Raw genomic sequence first — 17,325 nt, 5'->3', positions numbered from 1 at the left:
AAATTGCTTCTTCAGCTAAGAAGATGTAGTTTAAGCCTGTCCAACTGAATGATTATGCCAAAGGTACCCCCTTCATTACCGCTTGTTAAGCTAGACCCCTGGCTCACGCCGTATGCCCCCCAGCTCACCAAACGCTTAGAACGCTTTCAGGAAGAAACAGCCGCTATTAAAAGGTCTGCCGGAACGCTGGCCAATTATGCCAACTGGCACCGCGACATGGGCCTTCACTATGAAAAGGAGAACAACGGCTGGCGGTACCGGGAATGGGCCCCGGCGGCCCAGGCCCTCTTTCTGATAGGTGATTTCAACGGCTGGGACAGACAGCGCCACCCCCTCCGGCGGCAGGAGAACGGAAACTGGGAAGCATTCATTCCGGCTTCTGAGTGCCAGATCCAGCACGGGCAGCGGTACAAGGTGCACGTGGTAGGCGCCGACGGCTCTGCCCGGGACCGAATCTCCCCCTTCGCCTTCCGGTCCGTCCAGGACCCTGAAAGCTATGACTTCTCGGGTCAGGTATGGTGCCCTGACAAGAAGTTCAAGTGGACGGACAAGAACTTTAAACCCACAGAGGTCACCGAACCGCTTATCTACGAATGCCACGTAGGCATGGCCCAGGAAAAGCACGGGGTGGGTACGTACCGGGAGTTTGCAGAGCAAATTCTGCCCCGCATCAAAGAGACGGGCTATAACTGCCTTCAGTTGATGGCGTTGGCAGAGCACCCCTACTACGGTTCTTTTGGGTACCACGTCTCCAACTTCTTTGCCCCTACCTCCCGTTTCGGCACACCCGAAGACTTAAAGTACCTGGTCAACGAGGCGCATGGCATGGGCATTGCCGTGGTGATGGATCTCATTCACGCCCATGCGGTCAAGAACGTGGCAGAGGGACTGGCAGACTTTGACGGCTCCGGGGGGCAGTTCTTCCATAAAGGTAAACGCGGGCACCACCCCGGGTGGGATTCCAAGCTTTTCAATTACGGGGTGCCAGAAGTGCGGCAGTTCCTGTTGTCAAACGTGCGCTACTGGCTGGAAGAGTTCCATATTGACGGCTTCCGGTTTGACGGCGTCACCTCTATTCTGTACCACCACCACGGCGAAGGCGTAGCCTTTGGGCATTATGACCGCTACTTTGACTCCTGGGTAGATGAAGATGCCATTCTGTATCTGCAGCTGGCCAATGAGCTCAGCCATGCCGTGAGAAAAGGCAGCATCTCCATTGCCGAGGACATGAGCGGCATGCCCGGCCTCTGCCGCCCCATAAAAGAAGGCGGCATTGGGTTTGACTTCCGTTTGGCCATGGGCACCCCAGACTACTGGATCAAAACCCTCAAACACAAGCGCGACGAGGACTGGAACCTGGACGAAATCTGGCACGAGCTCACCAACCGCCGCCCCCAGGAGAAAACAGTGGCCTACGCTGAATCTCATGACCAGTCTCTGGTGGGCGACAAAACCCTGGCCTTCTGGCTCATGGACAAAGACATGTACTTTCACATGCGCACCACAGACCAGAGCCCCGTGATTGACCGCGGCGTTGCGCTCCACAAAATGATCAGGCTTATTACCATGGCCCTGGGTGGCGAGGCGTACCTCACCTTCATGGGCAATGAGTTTGGGCACCCTGAATGGGTAGATTTCCCGCGGGAAGGCAATAACTGGAGTTACCAGTATGCCCGCCGGCAGTGGTCTCTGGTAGACAACGAGCAGTTGCGCTACCGGCACATGTGGCAATTTGAAAAAGAGATGCTGGCCCTGGCCAAGGAAAACCACCTACTGGAGCAGGGGCAAGCCCATAAGCTGCATCAGGACAACTTCAACAACGTACTGATCTTTGAACGGGCCGGGCTGATCTTCCTTTTCAATTTCCATGTCCAGAACTCAGTGCCTGATTATCTGTTCCCGGTACAAAACGCCGGCAGCTATGAGATCCTGCTGTCTTCTGACAGCCCGGAGACAGGCGGCCATGACCGCGTAGATACCCGCATCAAATATTTCACCCAACCCACCACCTACGGCCCCAGGTTAAGCATTTACCTCCCCAACCGCACAGCCCTGGTGTTACGGCGGGTAGACTAACATCTTCCTGTTTTCGGGCTGTTTTGGTCAAAACACCAAAACAGGAACACCAAACGCCATGTCAGGTACTAGCAAAGGCAGGTTGGCACCGGCTTCACTTTCCCCTACTCAGAGCTGAACGTACTTTTAGGGCTCAGGCATTTTTTGGACCCACTGCTGTTTCTGGCTTAGTTTTCTGAAAACAACCCCAAACCAGAGGCAGGCTATTCTCTCCAGTTAAACAAAGGGGTATCCTTCTGGCGCAGGCTTAGTCTATTCCAGAAGGCTGAACAACCTGCACAGAATTTAAAAGGCAGAGGCCTCCAATAAATGGAGGCCTCTGCCTTTTAAAACTAAAAATTGGTCCGTAAGTGTTAGTCTTCTTTCACCTTGAGCACAGCTGTTAAGGCCTCATACACCTGGGCAGCGGTCGCCTCCCAGGTGAGTTCCTGAATGGCTTCCTGGTTGGCCTCCACCATCTCCTGGCGCAAGGCATTATCCCTCAGAAGCTCCAGAATGTGTTCAGCCATGCCGGCCACATCATTGGGGTCACTGATACTGGCTTTGGGCAAGACCTCTCCGGCCCCGGTCTGGCTGGACAATACTACCGGAAGCCCGGCCTGGGTAGCCTCCAGCGCCGCTAAACCAAACGGCTCAGATACGGCAGGGAGGCAGAACACCCCTGAGGTTCTCAGTAAATCTACGGCCGCGTCTGAATCAAGGAAGCCGGTAAACGTAACAGATTCGGCAATGCCTAATTTCTGGACCTGGTGTTTGGCTTCCTCTAACTGCGGGCCGTGCCCTGCCACCACAAACTTCACTTCCGGGTCCTGCTTCATCACCTCTTTGGCCACTTTCAGGAACTGGAGAGTCCCCTTCTGCGCCACCAGGCGGCCCAGGAACGTTACTTGTTTTTTAGGTTCAGCAGAAGACACGGGAATAAACCGGCCCGAAAAGCCGTTGTACACCACCCGAATTTTCTTAGGGCTGATGCCGTAGCGTTTGATCATCATCTGGGCGGTACGCTCACTCACGGCAATCACTAAATCTGCCGCCTGCAATGCTTTCACCTCCAGCTCGTAGATCCACCCCCACGGGTGCCCAATCTGGCGGTCAAAAGACAGGCTGTGCACGTGTAGCACCAACGGAACTTTGCGCTGGGTCTTGATTTCAATTCCGGCCAGGAACGTCATCCAGTCATGGGCGTACACCACGTCAAACTCTTTGTGCGAGGCCAGACGCGCGGCAAAACGGGCGAACTGGATCACTTCAAAATTCAGGGTGCCTTTAGGGCCGGCCACATATTTAATCTCTGGTTGCTGCCTGGGGGCCTCTTCTGGGGTTACCTCTGCCACCGGGGCGGCGGCGGCGGCGGCGGCGGTGACTCCTTCTCCTTCCTCCTCCCCTTCAGGCTGGTACTCCTGCCCTTCCAGATCCAGAGACTCACTGTAGGGGAACAAATTAGCTGGAACTCTGTGCGTATCCGCAAAGCGTTCAAAAGATCTTTCAACGGGGGCTTGTTTAATAGATGACAGGTCCAATGATCCCAACCCCAACACTTCCGCCTGTTCCTCCAGCACTTGTTCTTCTGCCTGGGGAACAATCATGGTCAATTCAACATCTTTTGCCAACGCTTCAGCTAAATGAAAGCAGGCTTTCCCCAAACCTCCATTTAAGACAGGCTGATCTTCCCAGCCCAACATTAGTACGCGCAGTTTCTTCATTTTTAACTCGTAATCAACTTTATCAGGGGCCAAAGGTATAGATTACCAAAAGCGCTACTCGCCTTCACAAAGATAGGCGAAGTAAATCCATTTATTTTTGATACTTTATCAATAAGAAATAAGAAGAACTAAACTTTCCGTATTTATGCAGCTTATATGGTGAACAAACACTTAAAGTTACAGTAGTGCGTTCTTCTTTATCATTTACTTTTGTGCATGGATAATTCAGTTCAGGATACTAATTACATGATCAATGACCTGGGGGCAAAACGGGAAGAGTTCTTTCCGGGTTCTGTCATTCAGGTTGATACCCACAACAGCTACGCTACCTTTCTCTGTGACAACCGGGTGGCCCTGCGGGTAGAGGCTGTTTCTGCGACCATCTTACGCTTTAGATTTGCGCCAGACGGCACCTTTGGCCGGGATTTTTCTTACGCCATTGCCCCCAACAACGCCTCCACCCCGGTAAAGCTGAAAGTTAAGGCACTTTCTGATCATTACCGCCTTACCACCAAAGAATTAATCTGCACCATCTCAAAAAAGGGCCTGCTTACCCGCATTCTGGACAAATCTGGCAACCTGCTCAATGAAGATGAGAAGGGCTTTCACTGGGAAGACCACAAAGAGTACGGCGGGGAGATTGTCAAGATGAGCAAGCGCGCGCAGCCACGGGAATATTTCTATGGCCTGGGCGACAAAGCCGAGAACATGAACCTGCGCGGCCGCCGCTTTGAGAACTGGGGCACTGACACCTACGGCTATACAAAAGGCACAGACCCGCTCTACAAGAACATCAACTTTTTTATGGGCCTGCACAACCGCAACGCCTACGGGATCTTCTTTGACAACACGTTCCGGAATTTCTATGACTTTGGCATGGAGCGCGACACGGTGGCCAGCTTCTGGGCGCAGGGCGGAAGCATGGATTATTACTTCATCTATGGCCCCACGCTTACCCAGGTCATTCAGCGCTACACCCTGCTCACCGGCACCCCAGAGCTGCCCCCACTGTGGGCCTTGGGGTACCACCAGTGCAAATGGAGCTACTACCCAGAGTCTGTGGTGAAAAACCTGGCCCAGGGGTTCAGGGAACGCCAGATTCCCTGTGATGCGCTGTACCTGGATATTGACTACATGGAGGGCTTCCGGTGTTTCACCTGGAGCAATGAGCACTTTCCAAAACCCGCCCGCATGGTGCGGGAGCTCAAAGAAGACGGGTTTAAAACCGTGGTTATCATTGACCCCGGTATTAAGATTGACCATGACTACTGGGTTTACCAGGAAGGGGTGCAAAATGATTATTTCTGCCGGCGCGCTGATGGCCCGCTCTACAAGGGAACAGTCTGGCCCGGCCTCTGCCACTTCCCGGATTTCACCCGCCAAGATGTACGCACCTGGTGGTCTGGCCTGTTTAAAGGTCTGATACAGGACGTAGGTGTGAAAGGGGTCTGGAATGACATGAACGAACCGGCGGTGTTTGAGATTGGCACGTTCCCCAATGATGTGCGCCTGCACATGGACGGGGAACCCGGCAGCCACCGCAAAGGCCACAACGTGTATGGCATGCAGATGGCCCGCGCCACGTATGAGGGGGTGAAGCAGTTCTCCTACCCAGACCGCCCGTTCACCATTACCAGGTCAGGGTATGCCGGTGTGCAACGGTTCGCCTCTGCCTGGACGGGAGACAACATTGCCTCCTGGGATCACCTCTGGCTGGCCAACATCCAGTGCCAGCGCTTGAGCATCTCCGGGATTTCATTTGTGGGCTCAGACATTGGCGGTTTCATTGAGACCCCAGACGGCGAACTGTACATCAGGTGGCTCCAGTTAGCCGTGTTCCACCCGTTCTGCCGCACCCACTCCTCTGGTGACCACGGTGATCAGGAGCCCTGGTCGTTTGGGGAGCCGTTCACCAGCCTGGCCCGCAAGTTCATTGAGTTGCGCTACCAGTTGCTGCCCTACATTTACACCACCTTCTGGCAATATGCCACCCAGGGTACGCCCATGCTGAGGCCGCTGTCTCTGCAGGACCAGCATGACCCTGAGTGCTACCACCGCATGGCTGAATTCTGCCTGGGAGACCATCTTCTGGTGTGCCCCATCACGGCCCCGGGTGTGGAGGGAAGAAACCTTTACCTGCCCCACGGGCAGTGGTACAACTTCTGGTCAGACGAGGTGGTCTTTGGCCGCCAGGAGGTTTGGGCAGATGCCCCGCTGGACCGGATTCCCATGTTTGTGCGGGCGGGGGCGGTGCTGCCCATGTACCCGGTACAGCAGTATGTGGGGGAGCTGGAGATTCAGGAAGCCACCCTGCATGTGTACTACAGTGAGTTCCCCTACATCAGCACGCTGTATGAAGACGGCGGCGAGGGCTATGGCTACACTGAAGGGGCTTACCAGCTCAAAACTTTCCAGACCGAACCCTCTGCCGCCTCCTTCTCAATTTCCCAGCAGATAGAAGGCAGCGGGGCGGCCGCGTACCCACGCTACAGAATCATCATACACGGTTTGCCTGCCCCTACCGCCTCCGTGCTGGTAGACAACGAAGAAACCGTCTGGGAGGCCTCTGCTGACCAACGTGTGCTGGTGGTCACCGTCCCCAGCGGGTTCACCCAGATAAGCCTGCACTCGGTAACCGGTATTGCCTAAATTTCCTGTTTTAGGGCTGTTTTTCAGAAAACAGCCCTAAAACGCCCAACGCCCTATCAGCAAACGTCTGATGGGGCGTTTTTTATGCCACCGCTGCGCAACCCCAAAGAGCCTGCTACCATTCTTTTGAACAAAGGGGAGGCGCAACGCGGTAGACAGAGCTTGCCCTGGGCAGTCAGAACCTGCACTCACCAACCTCCCCCCAGAACAAAATACGTGTTTTCCCTTTTCTTCTCCTGTGAATGTATGACTGGGACAAGGGCCTTTCAGCGCTTCTGTTTTTGGGCTGTTTTCTGAAAAACAGCAAAAAAACAGAAGCCCTGAGATATGGGCAGACGCATTGGCCGGAAAGATAAAAATGCTGACAATTTCAAGAATCAGCCTTCTCCCATTTCTATTCCTAAGGGAAATTTTAATAGAAAAAAATGGCAGGCCGCTGCCGGAAGGGTAACGTATGAGCAGGTTCTGAAAACAAGCAAGAGGGGCCCCAGATGGGACCCCTCTTGCTTGTTTTCAGAACCTGTTTCAGGGTGCTATATATTTGAACTGAGCGCCAACTGGTACGCCCGCTCGTAATGCACCAGCAGCTTTTTCCAGTCAAACATCTCAGAGGAACTCTCCACTTTGTTACGCTGGTTAATGCGCTCTCTGCGGCTGAGCTCCACAATCTCCATTAAGTGATTGGTCAACTGCTCTGCTGACTCACTAAAGCCTTTTTCATGGCGGTCAATCACGTAAATCCCTTTTTCAGTGTACTTCTTCACGTGCTTCTTCACATAATCACCAAAGCCGGACAAATCACTGGTCACGGCCGGAATCCCGCTGGCCACACACTCCAGCGGGGTATAGCCCCACGGCTCGTAATAGCTTGGGAAAACCCCCAGGTGACAGCCCCGCACAAACTGCCCATACTCCATCCCGAACAGCGGGTTAGCCGGGGAGACGAAATCTGGGTGGTACACAATCTTAACCCGGTCATCTGCATTGTTCACCAGGTTGGAGGCGCGCAGAAAGTGCAGAATGTCATCTGTCTGGTCTTCTACCAGGTTGTGGGTTACCACCGGCGGCAACTGGTGGGTTTTCCAGGATTGCACGGTACGGCGGTAGCGCAGTTTCCAGTAGTCTTCAACAAATGAGTTCAGGTCCGGCACCTTGTGCTCATTGCTGGCGGCCGCCTCATAAAACAACCGCTCCCCCACCTGCTCCGTGATAGACTCGCAGGTCTCCTGTATCTCCTCCATGAGTGCCCGTGAGTGCAACACCTGCGGGTTGATAGAGTGGAAAGGCCGTTTGGTGATAAAGAACATCACCACGGTCATGTCTGACTTGGCTTTTTTGAGGCGGTAGTTCAGGCGGGCCAGGGCTTCCAGGGTAAGGTCAAAGCCTTTGTTCCGGTACTCGTAACGCCCTGAGGTGAAGAAATAAAGGGTTTTGTCCAGGTTGAACGGAAAGCTCTGGAAAAAATGCCCCATCACAAACCGGTGAATCTTCTTCTTGTACGTCAAATGCAGGTTCTGGAATTCATGCAAGGCGGTGAACCTTCTGATATTCAATCCATTGGGCAGCACGGTATCCGGAATCCGGTCCAGCAGGTAGATACATTCCCGCACCGTCACCTCGCTCACGGTGGTAAACACATGCGCCCCATGCGCCGCCGCCCGCTCAATGGAGACGGCCGGCTCAATGTTGAAATGCCGCGCCTCCTGCTGCCAGTCAACTGAGGTGAGCTGGTCATAGAAGTTGGGGTCGTTCATGGCCAGGTAGCGCCCAAGCAGCGTGGCGTGGGTGGTAAATACAATCTTCACCGGCACCTGCTCCCGCCGCAAGTCTGGAATGCAGGAACCCACCATCCATTCATGGAAATGCGCCACCAGCTTCTTCGTTTTCTTTGACAGCAAAGACACGTACCGCTTCACCATACTGCCAAAGGCCAGCACCTGGTGCAACAGGTCTTCATTAGAGGTAGGAATGCGGTGGTGCTCCCACAGGAAATATTTGATAGCCGGAATGTCACTGAACGCGCTGTACGGATTGATCAGCACAATGCGCGGCCGGCCGGTCACCAGCCAGGTGCCGTAATAAACCTCCACCCCCTGGGCTCTCAGTTCCAGCACCGCCTGCCCGTAAATGTCTGAGTAGTCATCTGTAGGCTCAAACTCGGCCGCTGCCTGGCTAGGGAAATAAGGCCCAATCAGACAATACTGGTCTCCCCAGTATTCCATCATGGCGGGTACTTTAGATCTGATGACCGTATAAATACCTCCAACTTGGTTGCAGGCTTCCCAGGCAATTTCAAGCAGATAAGGAGAGGCAGAAGTGGATTGAGGCATGGGATGGAATTTTTTGTGGTATTTTACTCAATATAGCGTTAAACGGATATAGTTTGTGCCGTTTATTTTTAGATTTCTCAACGCAAAAAGGCCCCCTGATGTTCTTTGCTCTTCACGCTCAGGGGGTTTTGAAGCAAAAATATTCCGGCGCAGCCGATGTTTTTTTTTGCCACAGCCCCACCTGCTCCCTTTGCGGCGGCGCGTCTCTGAACAGATTTCTATTTTCGCAGTATATTCACGGGCACGCCTGCCCTTAAAAAAGAGGCAAGCGGGAATCAATTCATCTGCAAAGGAAAAACTATGAGTACTGTATATGAGGGGCACGTGATCTGGGCCCAGGTAGACGCCAACATGCACCTGCGCCACTCTGCTTACGCAGACTTTGCCGCCCAGGCCCGTATTGCCATGCTGAATGATCTGGGGCTGGATTTTTCGGCGCTCAAGCGGCTGCAGCTTGGCCCCATTTTATTTAGGGAAGAGCTGCAGTACCTGCGGGAGGTAGGCATCAATGACACCGTCAAAATTCACTCGCTACTGGTCAAAACCAGGAAAGACGGCTCCCGCTGGTCTATCAGGCATGAACTCTACCGGTCAGATGGGGTGAAAGCGGCCATCATCAACGTTGACGGCGCCTGGATGGATGTGGCAAAGCGGAAACTGACGGCCCTGCCAGAAGACCTGGCCCGCCAGTTCCTGACCCTGCCCAAAGCCGATGACTTTGAGGAAGAGGCGGCCTAAACACTGGCTTAACCACTGGGTTCCTGCCTGACAGAGGTTGTCCTACTTCACGGTGAAACCCTTCCCCTCCTGCCAGGTTTCTGTTTTCGGGCTGTTTTTTGAAAAACACCGAAAACAGAAATCTTTGCCCCGGCCCCGTCATTCTTCCTTTTTCTCTGGATTCAACCGTATCTTTACTTTCTGTAGCCCCCACTACCCCTCAAGAAGTTACTACTGACCATATACAGAGAGAAAGCTGGCACGCATGCTGGGAGGTTTTTTCAAATCATTCAAGGCACAGATACAGGATTTTTGGCTGGAATTGGTGGGGTCTCCTGCCCAATTCTCGCTGGAGCAGCGTATTTACAACACGTTCTGCCTGATCACCCTACTGGCCGTCACCTATAACATACCGTTTAATTACGCGGTGGGCTTGTACTGGTCCTCCTTCCTGTCACTGTTCATGGTGGTGGTGCTGTCTTTTGCCTACTACCTCTCCCGCTTCAGAAACCGGCACCAGGTCAGTTTTACCGTTGCTGCCATCACGGTGCAGGTGGTCTTTGGGGTGAATTATTTTTTCAATGCCGGGATTAACGGCCCCACGCTGCTGCTGCTGGCCCTTTCTTACTTTCCTATTATTGCGGTGGCTCCCATGCGGCAGGGATGGGCCTGGTCTATGCTCAACCTGACTTTGCTGGCGGGGCTGCTCTGCTGGGAATACTTCTTCCCCGCCAGCATCTCCGGCCATTATGCCACCCGTGAAAGGCAGTTTATTGATGTGGCCTCTTCCTACATCATGGTTTTCATACTGGTCAGAGTCTGCACGGTGTCTCTGGTGAAAAGCTACAATGCCGCCCGGGTAGCCTCTGAGCAGGCCGCCGCTGATCTGCTGGTGCTGAACCAGGAGAAGAACAAGCTTTTCTCCATCATCTCCCATGACCTCAGGGCCCCATTGGCCAATATTCAGGGTTACCTGCAGTTCCTGTTTCAGATGGACCTGCCCCAGGATACCCGCAGGGAGGTTCAGGCCCAGTTGCTCAGAAACACCCAGAACACCCTTGAAATGCTCACTAACCTGCTGTCCTGGTCTAAAAACCAGATGGAGGGCGTGTCTATAGCGGTTTCCCCGTTGCCCCTCTCCTCCCTGCTCCCCCCTACCGTAGACCTTTTCCGGGACATTGCCCTTGGGAAGGGGATTAGCCTTCACTCTTCCCTGGCCCCTCACCTGGTGGTCATGGCAGACACTGACATGGTGCAGCTGGTGGTACGCAACCTGATAAACAATGCCATTAAATTTACTCTGCCCGGGGGCACGGTACAGGTCACGGCCACGGAAGAAAAAGGTTCCTGCCTGCTGCGGGTCACAGATTCTGGCAACGGCAAACCGCTGCAGCTTTCCCCAGACGTTTTTAAGCTCTCCGGAAAAATAACCTACGGCACCAGCAGGGAGAAAGGCGTGGGCCTGGGCCTTGTGCTTTGCCGGGAATTTGTGGAGGCCCAACAAGGAAAGATCTGGTTTGAGCTCCATCCCTCCTCTGGGGTCACATTTGTGGTGCAGCTGCCGCTGGCAGCCAAGGCGCTATCTGTTGCTGAACCCTCACGCCCGGCTGCCAAAATATAATGCCCCTGTTTTAGGGCTGTTTTCAGAAAAACAGCTAACAGGGGCATTAATCAATAGTTAGCAGGTAGCTACTCTGCCTTTTTCTGACTCACATAAAAGTTAGGGTCTACCTTTATGTCTGTGACGGCCGCTTTGGTTTTGGTGGTTTTCCATTTGGTGGTTACCGGCTCCAGCCATAGCTCCTTCTCCCCGGCCTGCACTTTCACCGGCAGGTTGAACCCGGACACGGTATTGGTCCAGCGGTAGCTGAGCCTGTTGCCTTCCAGCCTGTACTCCAGCACCGGAATGCGCACATCACGCAGGTACTGGTCAAAGAAAGGGTTCAGGTCACGGCCAATCTGCCGGCTCAGGTAGTTTTCAATCTGGGCAGAGGTCACGGTCTGGTGGTAGAACTCCTGGTTCAGCCCGCGCAGGATCTTCCGCCATTTCTCGTCATCCCGTACCACCTGCCTGAGCGTGTGCAGCATGTTCGCCCCTTTGGGGTACATGTCTCCAGAGCCGCTGGCATTCACGTGGTAGGGGCCAATAATAGGTTTGTCATTGGCAATGTTTCGCCGTAGCCCAATGGCGTACTCGCTCCCCGCCTGCTTGCCGTAGTGGTATTCTACAAAAATTGGCTCAGAATACGTGGTGAAGCTCTCATGCACCCACATATCTGCAATGTCTTTGTAGGTGATGTTGTTGGCGAACCACTCATGGCCACTCTCATGGATGATGATGTAGTCAAACTTAAGCCCCCAGCCAGAGCCGCTCAGGTCGCGCCCCAGGTAGCCGTTGCGGTATTTGTTTCCGTAGGTGACTGAGCTCTGGTGCTCCATGCCCAGGTACGGCACCTCTACCAGCTTGAAGCCGTCTTCATAGAAGGGGTACGGCCCAAACCAGTGCTCAAAGGCTTTGAGCATACGCGGTACATCTTTGAACTGCGCTTTGGCCTTGTCCAGATTGTCTCGCAGCACATAATAGTCACAGTCCAGGTTGCCCTTTTCGCCGGGGTAGACCTCAGAGAAATGCACGTAATCCCCCACGTTCACATTCACCCCGTAGTTGTTGATGGGGTTGGTCACTGCCCAGTGAAAGGTTCTGGAGCCGTCGGGGTGGTTTTCTACCTGGCGCAGGCGTCCGTTGGAGACATCCATCAGGTTCTTGGGCACCGTCACCCTGATCATCATGCTGTCGGGCTCATCATACATGTGGTCTTTGTTAGGCCAGAACAGGCTGGCCCCCTCCCCCTGCACCGAAGTGGCAATAAAAGGGTTTCCGGCGGGGTCTTTCTTCCAGGTTACCCCGCGCTCCAGGGCGGGTTCCGGCTCACTTTGGGCTTGCCGCCGAACTGCACCTCCACCGCATGCAAAGCCCCCACCGCCTGCTTCCCGGGCAGGGTGATGTACCAGGCGTTTCCGTCCTGTTTTACCGCCAGCTGCTGCCCGTTCTGGGTGACCTGGGTAATGCGCATGGGGGGCTGCAGGTCCAGCTGCATGACCTGCTGTGCTTTTAGCACTTTGTACCGCACCAGGTTGGTCCCGTGCATGGAACTGTCCTGGGGGTTCACTTTGATGCGCAGGTCATAATGTACCAGATCCCACCACGCCCGCTCTGGGGTGATGGAACCGCGCAGGGTGTCCTGGCGGGTGAAGGTGCGGTTTTTTTGTGAAAACGCACTGGTGCTACAGACCAGCAGCCAGCAGAAAACCCCTGCGGCATAACAGGCGGAACGGGTAATCATATTGCATCTATTTAAAAAATACAGGAACAAGCACACATCCGTTTGCCCCCAAAACCCTTGTTTCTGTTTTTGGCTTACTTTTAGAAAAACAGGCCAAAAACGCATTTTACAACGTTACAAAAAAAACGGCAGCCATTGGTATAACGGCACCTGATCCGGCAGTTTTTCCTGAAGAGCAGCATCATTTCAGCCAGGAAATTTCTCGCCCGCAATCATCTACCGTTAGCCTCTGATTATGGCGCATGCTGATGAAGAACCTGGTAACGTTTCATGGAGCCTGGAGACTGAATCAATCCTGTAGCACGAGTTTGAAAACTCATGCCAGTGCTATGCAAATGACATTTACACAGTAAGAGGCTGTTTAGTGTTATAATAGAACAGTATCTGGCAAAGATTCTAATTTCTGTTTTAGGGCTGATTTCAGAAAAATAGCCCGGAAACAGAAACCACTGGCTGGAAAAAACCTTATCCGGCAGCCTTTACCTGCCAGTTTCAAAAACATCAATCAGCATCTTTCTGTCATCTGCCTTACTCAGGTTATCTTTTGGCAATAAGGGTAATGCTGGTGCGGGACTGTGGACTTGTAACATAAAATGGTTGGGTCTCCAGCCTCGTTGGGCAGCCGCTTACCAGCCGCTAAAATCCCTTTTGAAGTTGTTTTAAAACTTCAGCTAACTTAAATAGTAGTCTTTGAAGCCCTGCGCCTTGCAAACCCACCCAGTTTCTCAACCGTTACCACCCAACTTTTGGTTTATTGTACGGTATGTATGAGTTTCGCCCCATGGGCGCAGCCGGTAACCTAAACATTTTTGACGATGAATATATTTGACCTCATAGGGAACACACCGCTGGTAGACATAAGCCAGGTAAACCCCAACCCCAAGGTAAAGATCCTGGGGAAACTGGAAGGCCAGAACCCCGCCGGAAGCGTAAAAGACCGTCCCGCCTATGCCATGATCAAGAATGCGCTGGCGCGCGGGGAGATCAAGCCGGGGGACCAGCTGGTAGAGGCCACCAGCGGGAACACCGGCATTGCCCTGGCCATGGTGGCACAAACGTTGGGGCTGCACATCACGCTGATCATGCCAGACAACTCCACGGCTGAACGGGTTAAGGCTATGGAGGCGTACGGGGCGAACCTCATTTTAACCCCTGCCGCCAAAACCATTGAATACTCCCGGGAGGTTGCCGAAGACATGGCCGCCCGAGGAGGCTATTATATGCTCAACCAGTTTAGCAACCCAGATAATTACCAGGCCCACTATACCAGCACGGGCCCCGAGATCTGGCGGGACACCCACGGGAAGGTCACCCATTTTGTATCAGCCATGGGCACCACCGGAACCATCATGGGCGTGTCCAGGTACCTGAAAGAACAGAATCCTGAGGTGCAGATTGTGGGCACGCAACCCTCTGAGGGTTCCAACATACCGGGAATCAGGCGCTGGTCACCAGAGTACCTGCCCCAGATCTATGAACCTTCCCGCGTAGACCGGCTTCTGGACATCAGCGAATCAGAAGCAGTCACCATGACCCGGCGGCTGGCCAAAGAAGAAGGGATTCTGGCGGGCATGAGCAGCGGGGGGGCTTTGCACGCGGCCTGTCAGCTGGCGCAAGAACTGGAGGAAGGGCTCATTGTGTTCATTGTCTGTGACCGCGGAGACCGGTATTTGAGCTCCTCCCTGTTCGGGTAAAGGTTTACGGGAATAAATTAGCCATTTTAGAAGGGAGGTGCGGTTGCCCAACTTCTAAGCTTGGGCAAACCCCAGAACAGGATTTGAATAGCGGTTAGAAACGTTTAATTCAAGGAGTCAAAAAACAAAAAAGCCTCTCCACATCTTGTGAAGAGGCTTTTTTATAAACCGGTGTGATCCCATTTGGATTCGAACCAAAGACCTACTGCTTAGAAGGCAGTTGCTCTATCCAGCTGAGCTATGAGACCATCGAAACAAAAATGAGTAATGGAGAATGTTTCTACATCCAACATTACTCATCTTTTTTCGTCGGGGTGGCAGGATTCGAACCTACGACCTCCACATCCCAAATGTGGCGCGATACCGGGCTACGCTACACCCCGAAACCTGCAATTACCAGTTAACCAACTAACCTAACCCTAACCTTTCTGATGAATTGCGGTGCAAAGATATGAAATGAAATTCTCTTGTCAAAATAAATTTTCAGGAAAATTTCGCGGAGAGAGGGGGATTCGAACCCCCGGTACCCTTTAGAGGTACGGCAGTTTAGCAAACTGCTGGTTTCAGCCACTCACCCATCTCTCCGGGCAGCTCTTTCGGTTAAAGAGTGTGCAAATATAGGTGAACCCGCTTCACTTTAACAAGGCCGCCGCCAAAAAAATTTATACTCGCCGCCCCGTTTCCCCAGCATTTTGTTCTTTACCAGGGGCTTACCTGCTCAATTATTTTTGCAAAATAATCCTTCCCCCCTGCCGTTTTACCTCCAAAGCACCTGCGGGCGGCATACCGGGCCAAACGGGGCGCTGTGTTAGCTGGTTTCTTTTTAACTTGCCGGTTCTTACCGTAGCTGCCCCTTACCCGGGTAGCCCGGTACTTCACGTTTGCCACCGTTTCGCCAATGACCTGGTACCTGCCGTTTACTTCTGTAGAGTTCTTCCTGCTCCTCTTCTTTGTGGTGCTCTATGGCGGCTATCTTTACAGAATCAAACGGCTGGCGCACCAGTTTCACCAGAAGGCGAATGCGCTGTGGGTAAAGACGGTTCTCAGAACCCTGTACATGGGGTTGCTGATAGTGGCCTTGCTGGGCCCTTCGTTTGGGGCCATGACCAAAGAAATCAGAACCAACGGCAAAGATGTGCTGATTGCCGTAGACCTTTCACCGTCTATGAACGCCACAGACGTGCCCCCCTCCCGGCTGGAGAAAGTCAAACAGGAAATAAGGGAGTTTCTGGTGCAGTCCAACGCTGACCGGGTGGGGCTGATCGGGTTTTCCTCAGAAGCTTTCATGGTCACCCCGTTTACCTATGACAACAGCGCCCTGGAACTGTTTGTGCAGTCACTGCGCACGCCGCTGGCCCCCCCAGAGGCTGCCCGGCTCACCCCGGCCCTGGAGTTGGCCGCGCAAAAGTTCAGGGAATCAGATACCGGCAGGAGCACAGAAAGGTCTAAGATTCTGGTCATTTTTACAGATGGGGAAACCTTTGGCGAAAACACGAAAGCGGCTACCGCTCCCCTGGTGAACCAGGGAATACATGTGTTCACGGTAGGGACGGGCACCTATGAAGGCGGCAAAATTCCCGAAGGGCGGGGATTTAAGCAGGACCAGGACGGGAACACCGTGGTCACCAGGCTGGTGCCCGAGGCGCTCCAGGAAATAGCCCAGCGAACCAACGGCAGCTACTATGAGATCAACCAGAGCATCAGTGAGCTGCCCAGGCTGGTCAGTGCGGTCAATGCCGTCCAGAGCGAACTGCGCCAGACCAAGGTGGTAGAAGTGGCGGCCAACAAATACCTGTACCCGTTGCTGGTGGCTCTGTTCCTGATTGTGGTTGATGTGTTATGGACGTTACAAGTACTTAAAATATGAGCTACTGGTGGTTGGTTCTGCTTCTCGCCTTCTCCCCGCTGGAGGGGCTGCAGCGCATTGCGCTCCGCAATCAGTATGCCCGGCAGGCAGAGGCAGCCTTCCAAAGAAAAAATTACCTGCAGGCGGCGGCCCTGTATGAGAAAGTGGCCAAGGCCGAAGGGGATGCACCGCTCCTTCCTGTCCGGTTGAACCTTGCCCACAGTTATTTCCAGCTGCACAATTTCAGCAAAGCCTCCCCCCTCTACCGCGCCTTACTTAAAAGCGCCTCAGACCCGGGTTTGAAATCTATGGTGGCCAACCAGCTGGCGGTCATTGAGGCTGAAGAGGGGAACTACACCAAGGCGCTGGCCTTCAGCAAACAAGCCCTCATTGCCGATGAACTGAACCAGGAGGCCCGCTTCAATTATGAGCTCCTACAGAAATACCTGTTGCTGCACCCAGAAAAAGGGGAGCAGCTGCCGCCTCCGCGGAACAAAAACGGCAAAGGCGGGCAGAGCGGAAGCCCCTCTACTGGCACCTCACAAGGCCAGACACAGGCGGGCGGTAGCGGCCAGGAGCAAGGGGGTGGCAAGACCGCTTCTGCCAACAACGGCCCCACCGGACAAGATCAGCAACGGGCCCAGGGAGACACTCCCGGCACCCAACGCGGACAAACCCAGAACCAGGGGAATGGTGCTGGCGCAGGCGCAGCGGCGGCAACCGGCCCGGCGGCCAGAACGACGCCCTGCTGCAGACCCGTTACGAGCGCCTCCAGAAAATCAACCTCAGCCCTGAGAAAGCCCGTCAGCTCCTGGATGCCATGCGCCAGGAGGAAACCCAGTACCTGCAGCAGCTCCCCCGTCGCAGAGCCCCCAAAAAAGACGATGGCTCCCCTGACTGGTAATATGCTTCCCGTGCCGTTTCGTCTCGATTTTGGTCCGAAAAACCAAAGCCCGGAAACCCGGG

9 protein-coding genes, 3 tRNA genes and 1 pseudogene are annotated in these 17,325 nt (G+C 53.9%); 7 read left to right on the top strand and 6 right to left on the bottom strand.

Going from position 1 to position 17,325, the window contains the following annotated elements; translation table 11 throughout:
• Window positions 1-54: 54 nt before the first annotated feature.
• Window positions 55-2,076: an alpha amylase C-terminal domain-containing protein gene (locus tag A8O25_RS16745; RefSeq protein WP_066837132.1), complete on the top strand. Its 2,022-nt coding sequence runs from the start codon at window positions 55-57 to the stop codon at window positions 2,074-2,076.
• 353 nt (window positions 2,077-2,429) lie between these two features.
• Here A8O25_RS16745 and A8O25_RS16740 read toward each other — a convergent pair whose 3' ends face one another.
• The gene (locus tag A8O25_RS16740) at window positions 2,430-3,758 is read right to left on the bottom strand and encodes a glycosyltransferase family 4 protein (RefSeq protein ID WP_066837084.1); all 1,329 of its coding nucleotides are present in this window, start codon (window positions 3,756-3,758) and stop codon (window positions 2,430-2,432) included.
• Window positions 3,759-3,995: 237 nt separating this feature from the next.
• On the opposite strand from A8O25_RS16740, the gene A8O25_RS16735 reads away from it, so the two are divergent.
• On the top strand, window positions 3,996-6,428 hold the full coding sequence (locus A8O25_RS16735; RefSeq protein WP_241499063.1) for a glycoside hydrolase family 31 protein: 2,433 nt from the start codon (window positions 3,996-3,998) through the stop codon (window positions 6,426-6,428).
• A gap of 533 nt (window positions 6,429-6,961) precedes the next feature.
• Here A8O25_RS16735 and A8O25_RS16730 read toward each other — a convergent pair.
• Entirely contained in the window at window positions 6,962-8,758 is a 1,797-nt protein-coding gene (locus tag A8O25_RS16730) for a glycosyltransferase (RefSeq protein ID WP_066837080.1), read from the bottom strand.
• A gap of 300 nt (window positions 8,759-9,058) precedes the next feature.
• On the opposite strand from A8O25_RS16730, the gene A8O25_RS16725 reads away from it, so the two are divergent.
• Window positions 9,059-9,496 (top strand): acyl-CoA thioesterase, encoded by a 438-nt coding sequence (locus A8O25_RS16725; protein WP_066837078.1) that lies wholly within the window; start codon window positions 9,059-9,061, stop codon window positions 9,494-9,496.
• A gap of 244 nt (window positions 9,497-9,740) precedes the next feature.
• Complete coding sequence (locus A8O25_RS16720) at window positions 9,741-11,096, top strand: sensor histidine kinase (protein WP_066837076.1); 1,356 nt, start codon at window positions 9,741-9,743, stop codon at window positions 11,094-11,096.
• A 68-nt stretch (window positions 11,097-11,164) separates the two neighbouring features.
• Here A8O25_RS16720 and A8O25_RS16715 read toward each other — a convergent pair.
• Window positions 11,165-12,819, bottom strand: a pseudogene (locus tag A8O25_RS16715) (M1 family metallopeptidase).
• Between the two features lie 815 nt (window positions 12,820-13,634).
• Between A8O25_RS16715 and cysM the strand changes: the two are divergent.
• Complete coding sequence (cysM, locus tag A8O25_RS16710; RefSeq protein ID WP_066837074.1) at window positions 13,635-14,513, top strand: cysteine synthase CysM; 879 nt, start codon at window positions 13,635-13,637, stop codon at window positions 14,511-14,513.
• A gap of 174 nt (window positions 14,514-14,687) precedes the next feature.
• Here the strand turns inward: cysM and A8O25_RS16705 are convergent.
• The 3 genes from A8O25_RS16705 to A8O25_RS16695 all read right to left on the bottom strand — a co-directional run bounded on the left by A8O25_RS16705 (window position 14,688) and on the right by A8O25_RS16695 (window position 15,098).
• A tRNA-Arg gene (locus A8O25_RS16705) sits at window positions 14,688-14,761 on the bottom strand.
• 61 nt (window positions 14,762-14,822) lie between these two features.
• Window positions 14,823-14,896: transfer RNA gene (locus tag A8O25_RS16700), tRNA-Pro, on the bottom strand.
• A 114-nt stretch (window positions 14,897-15,010) separates the two neighbouring features.
• Window positions 15,011-15,098: transfer RNA gene (locus A8O25_RS16695), tRNA-Ser, on the bottom strand.
• Between the two features lie 313 nt (window positions 15,099-15,411).
• Here A8O25_RS16695 and A8O25_RS16685 point away from each other — a divergent pair.
• The gene (locus tag A8O25_RS16685; protein WP_066837062.1) at window positions 15,412-16,380 is read left to right on the top strand and encodes a VWA domain-containing protein; all 969 of its coding nucleotides are present in this window, start codon (window positions 15,412-15,414) and stop codon (window positions 16,378-16,380) included.
• A partial coding sequence (locus tag A8O25_RS16680; protein ID WP_066837061.1) for a tetratricopeptide repeat protein occupies window positions 16,377-17,325 on the top strand: 949 nt, incomplete at its 3' end. The genes A8O25_RS16685 and A8O25_RS16680, both read left to right, overlap by 4 nt.

The sequence above is a fragment of the Rufibacter ruber genome, from assembly GCF_001647275.1.
Taxonomy (GTDB): Bacteria; Bacteroidota; Bacteroidia; order Cytophagales; family Hymenobacteraceae; genus Nibribacter; species Nibribacter ruber_C.
This window is presented reverse-complemented; position numbering and strand designations above follow the sequence as displayed.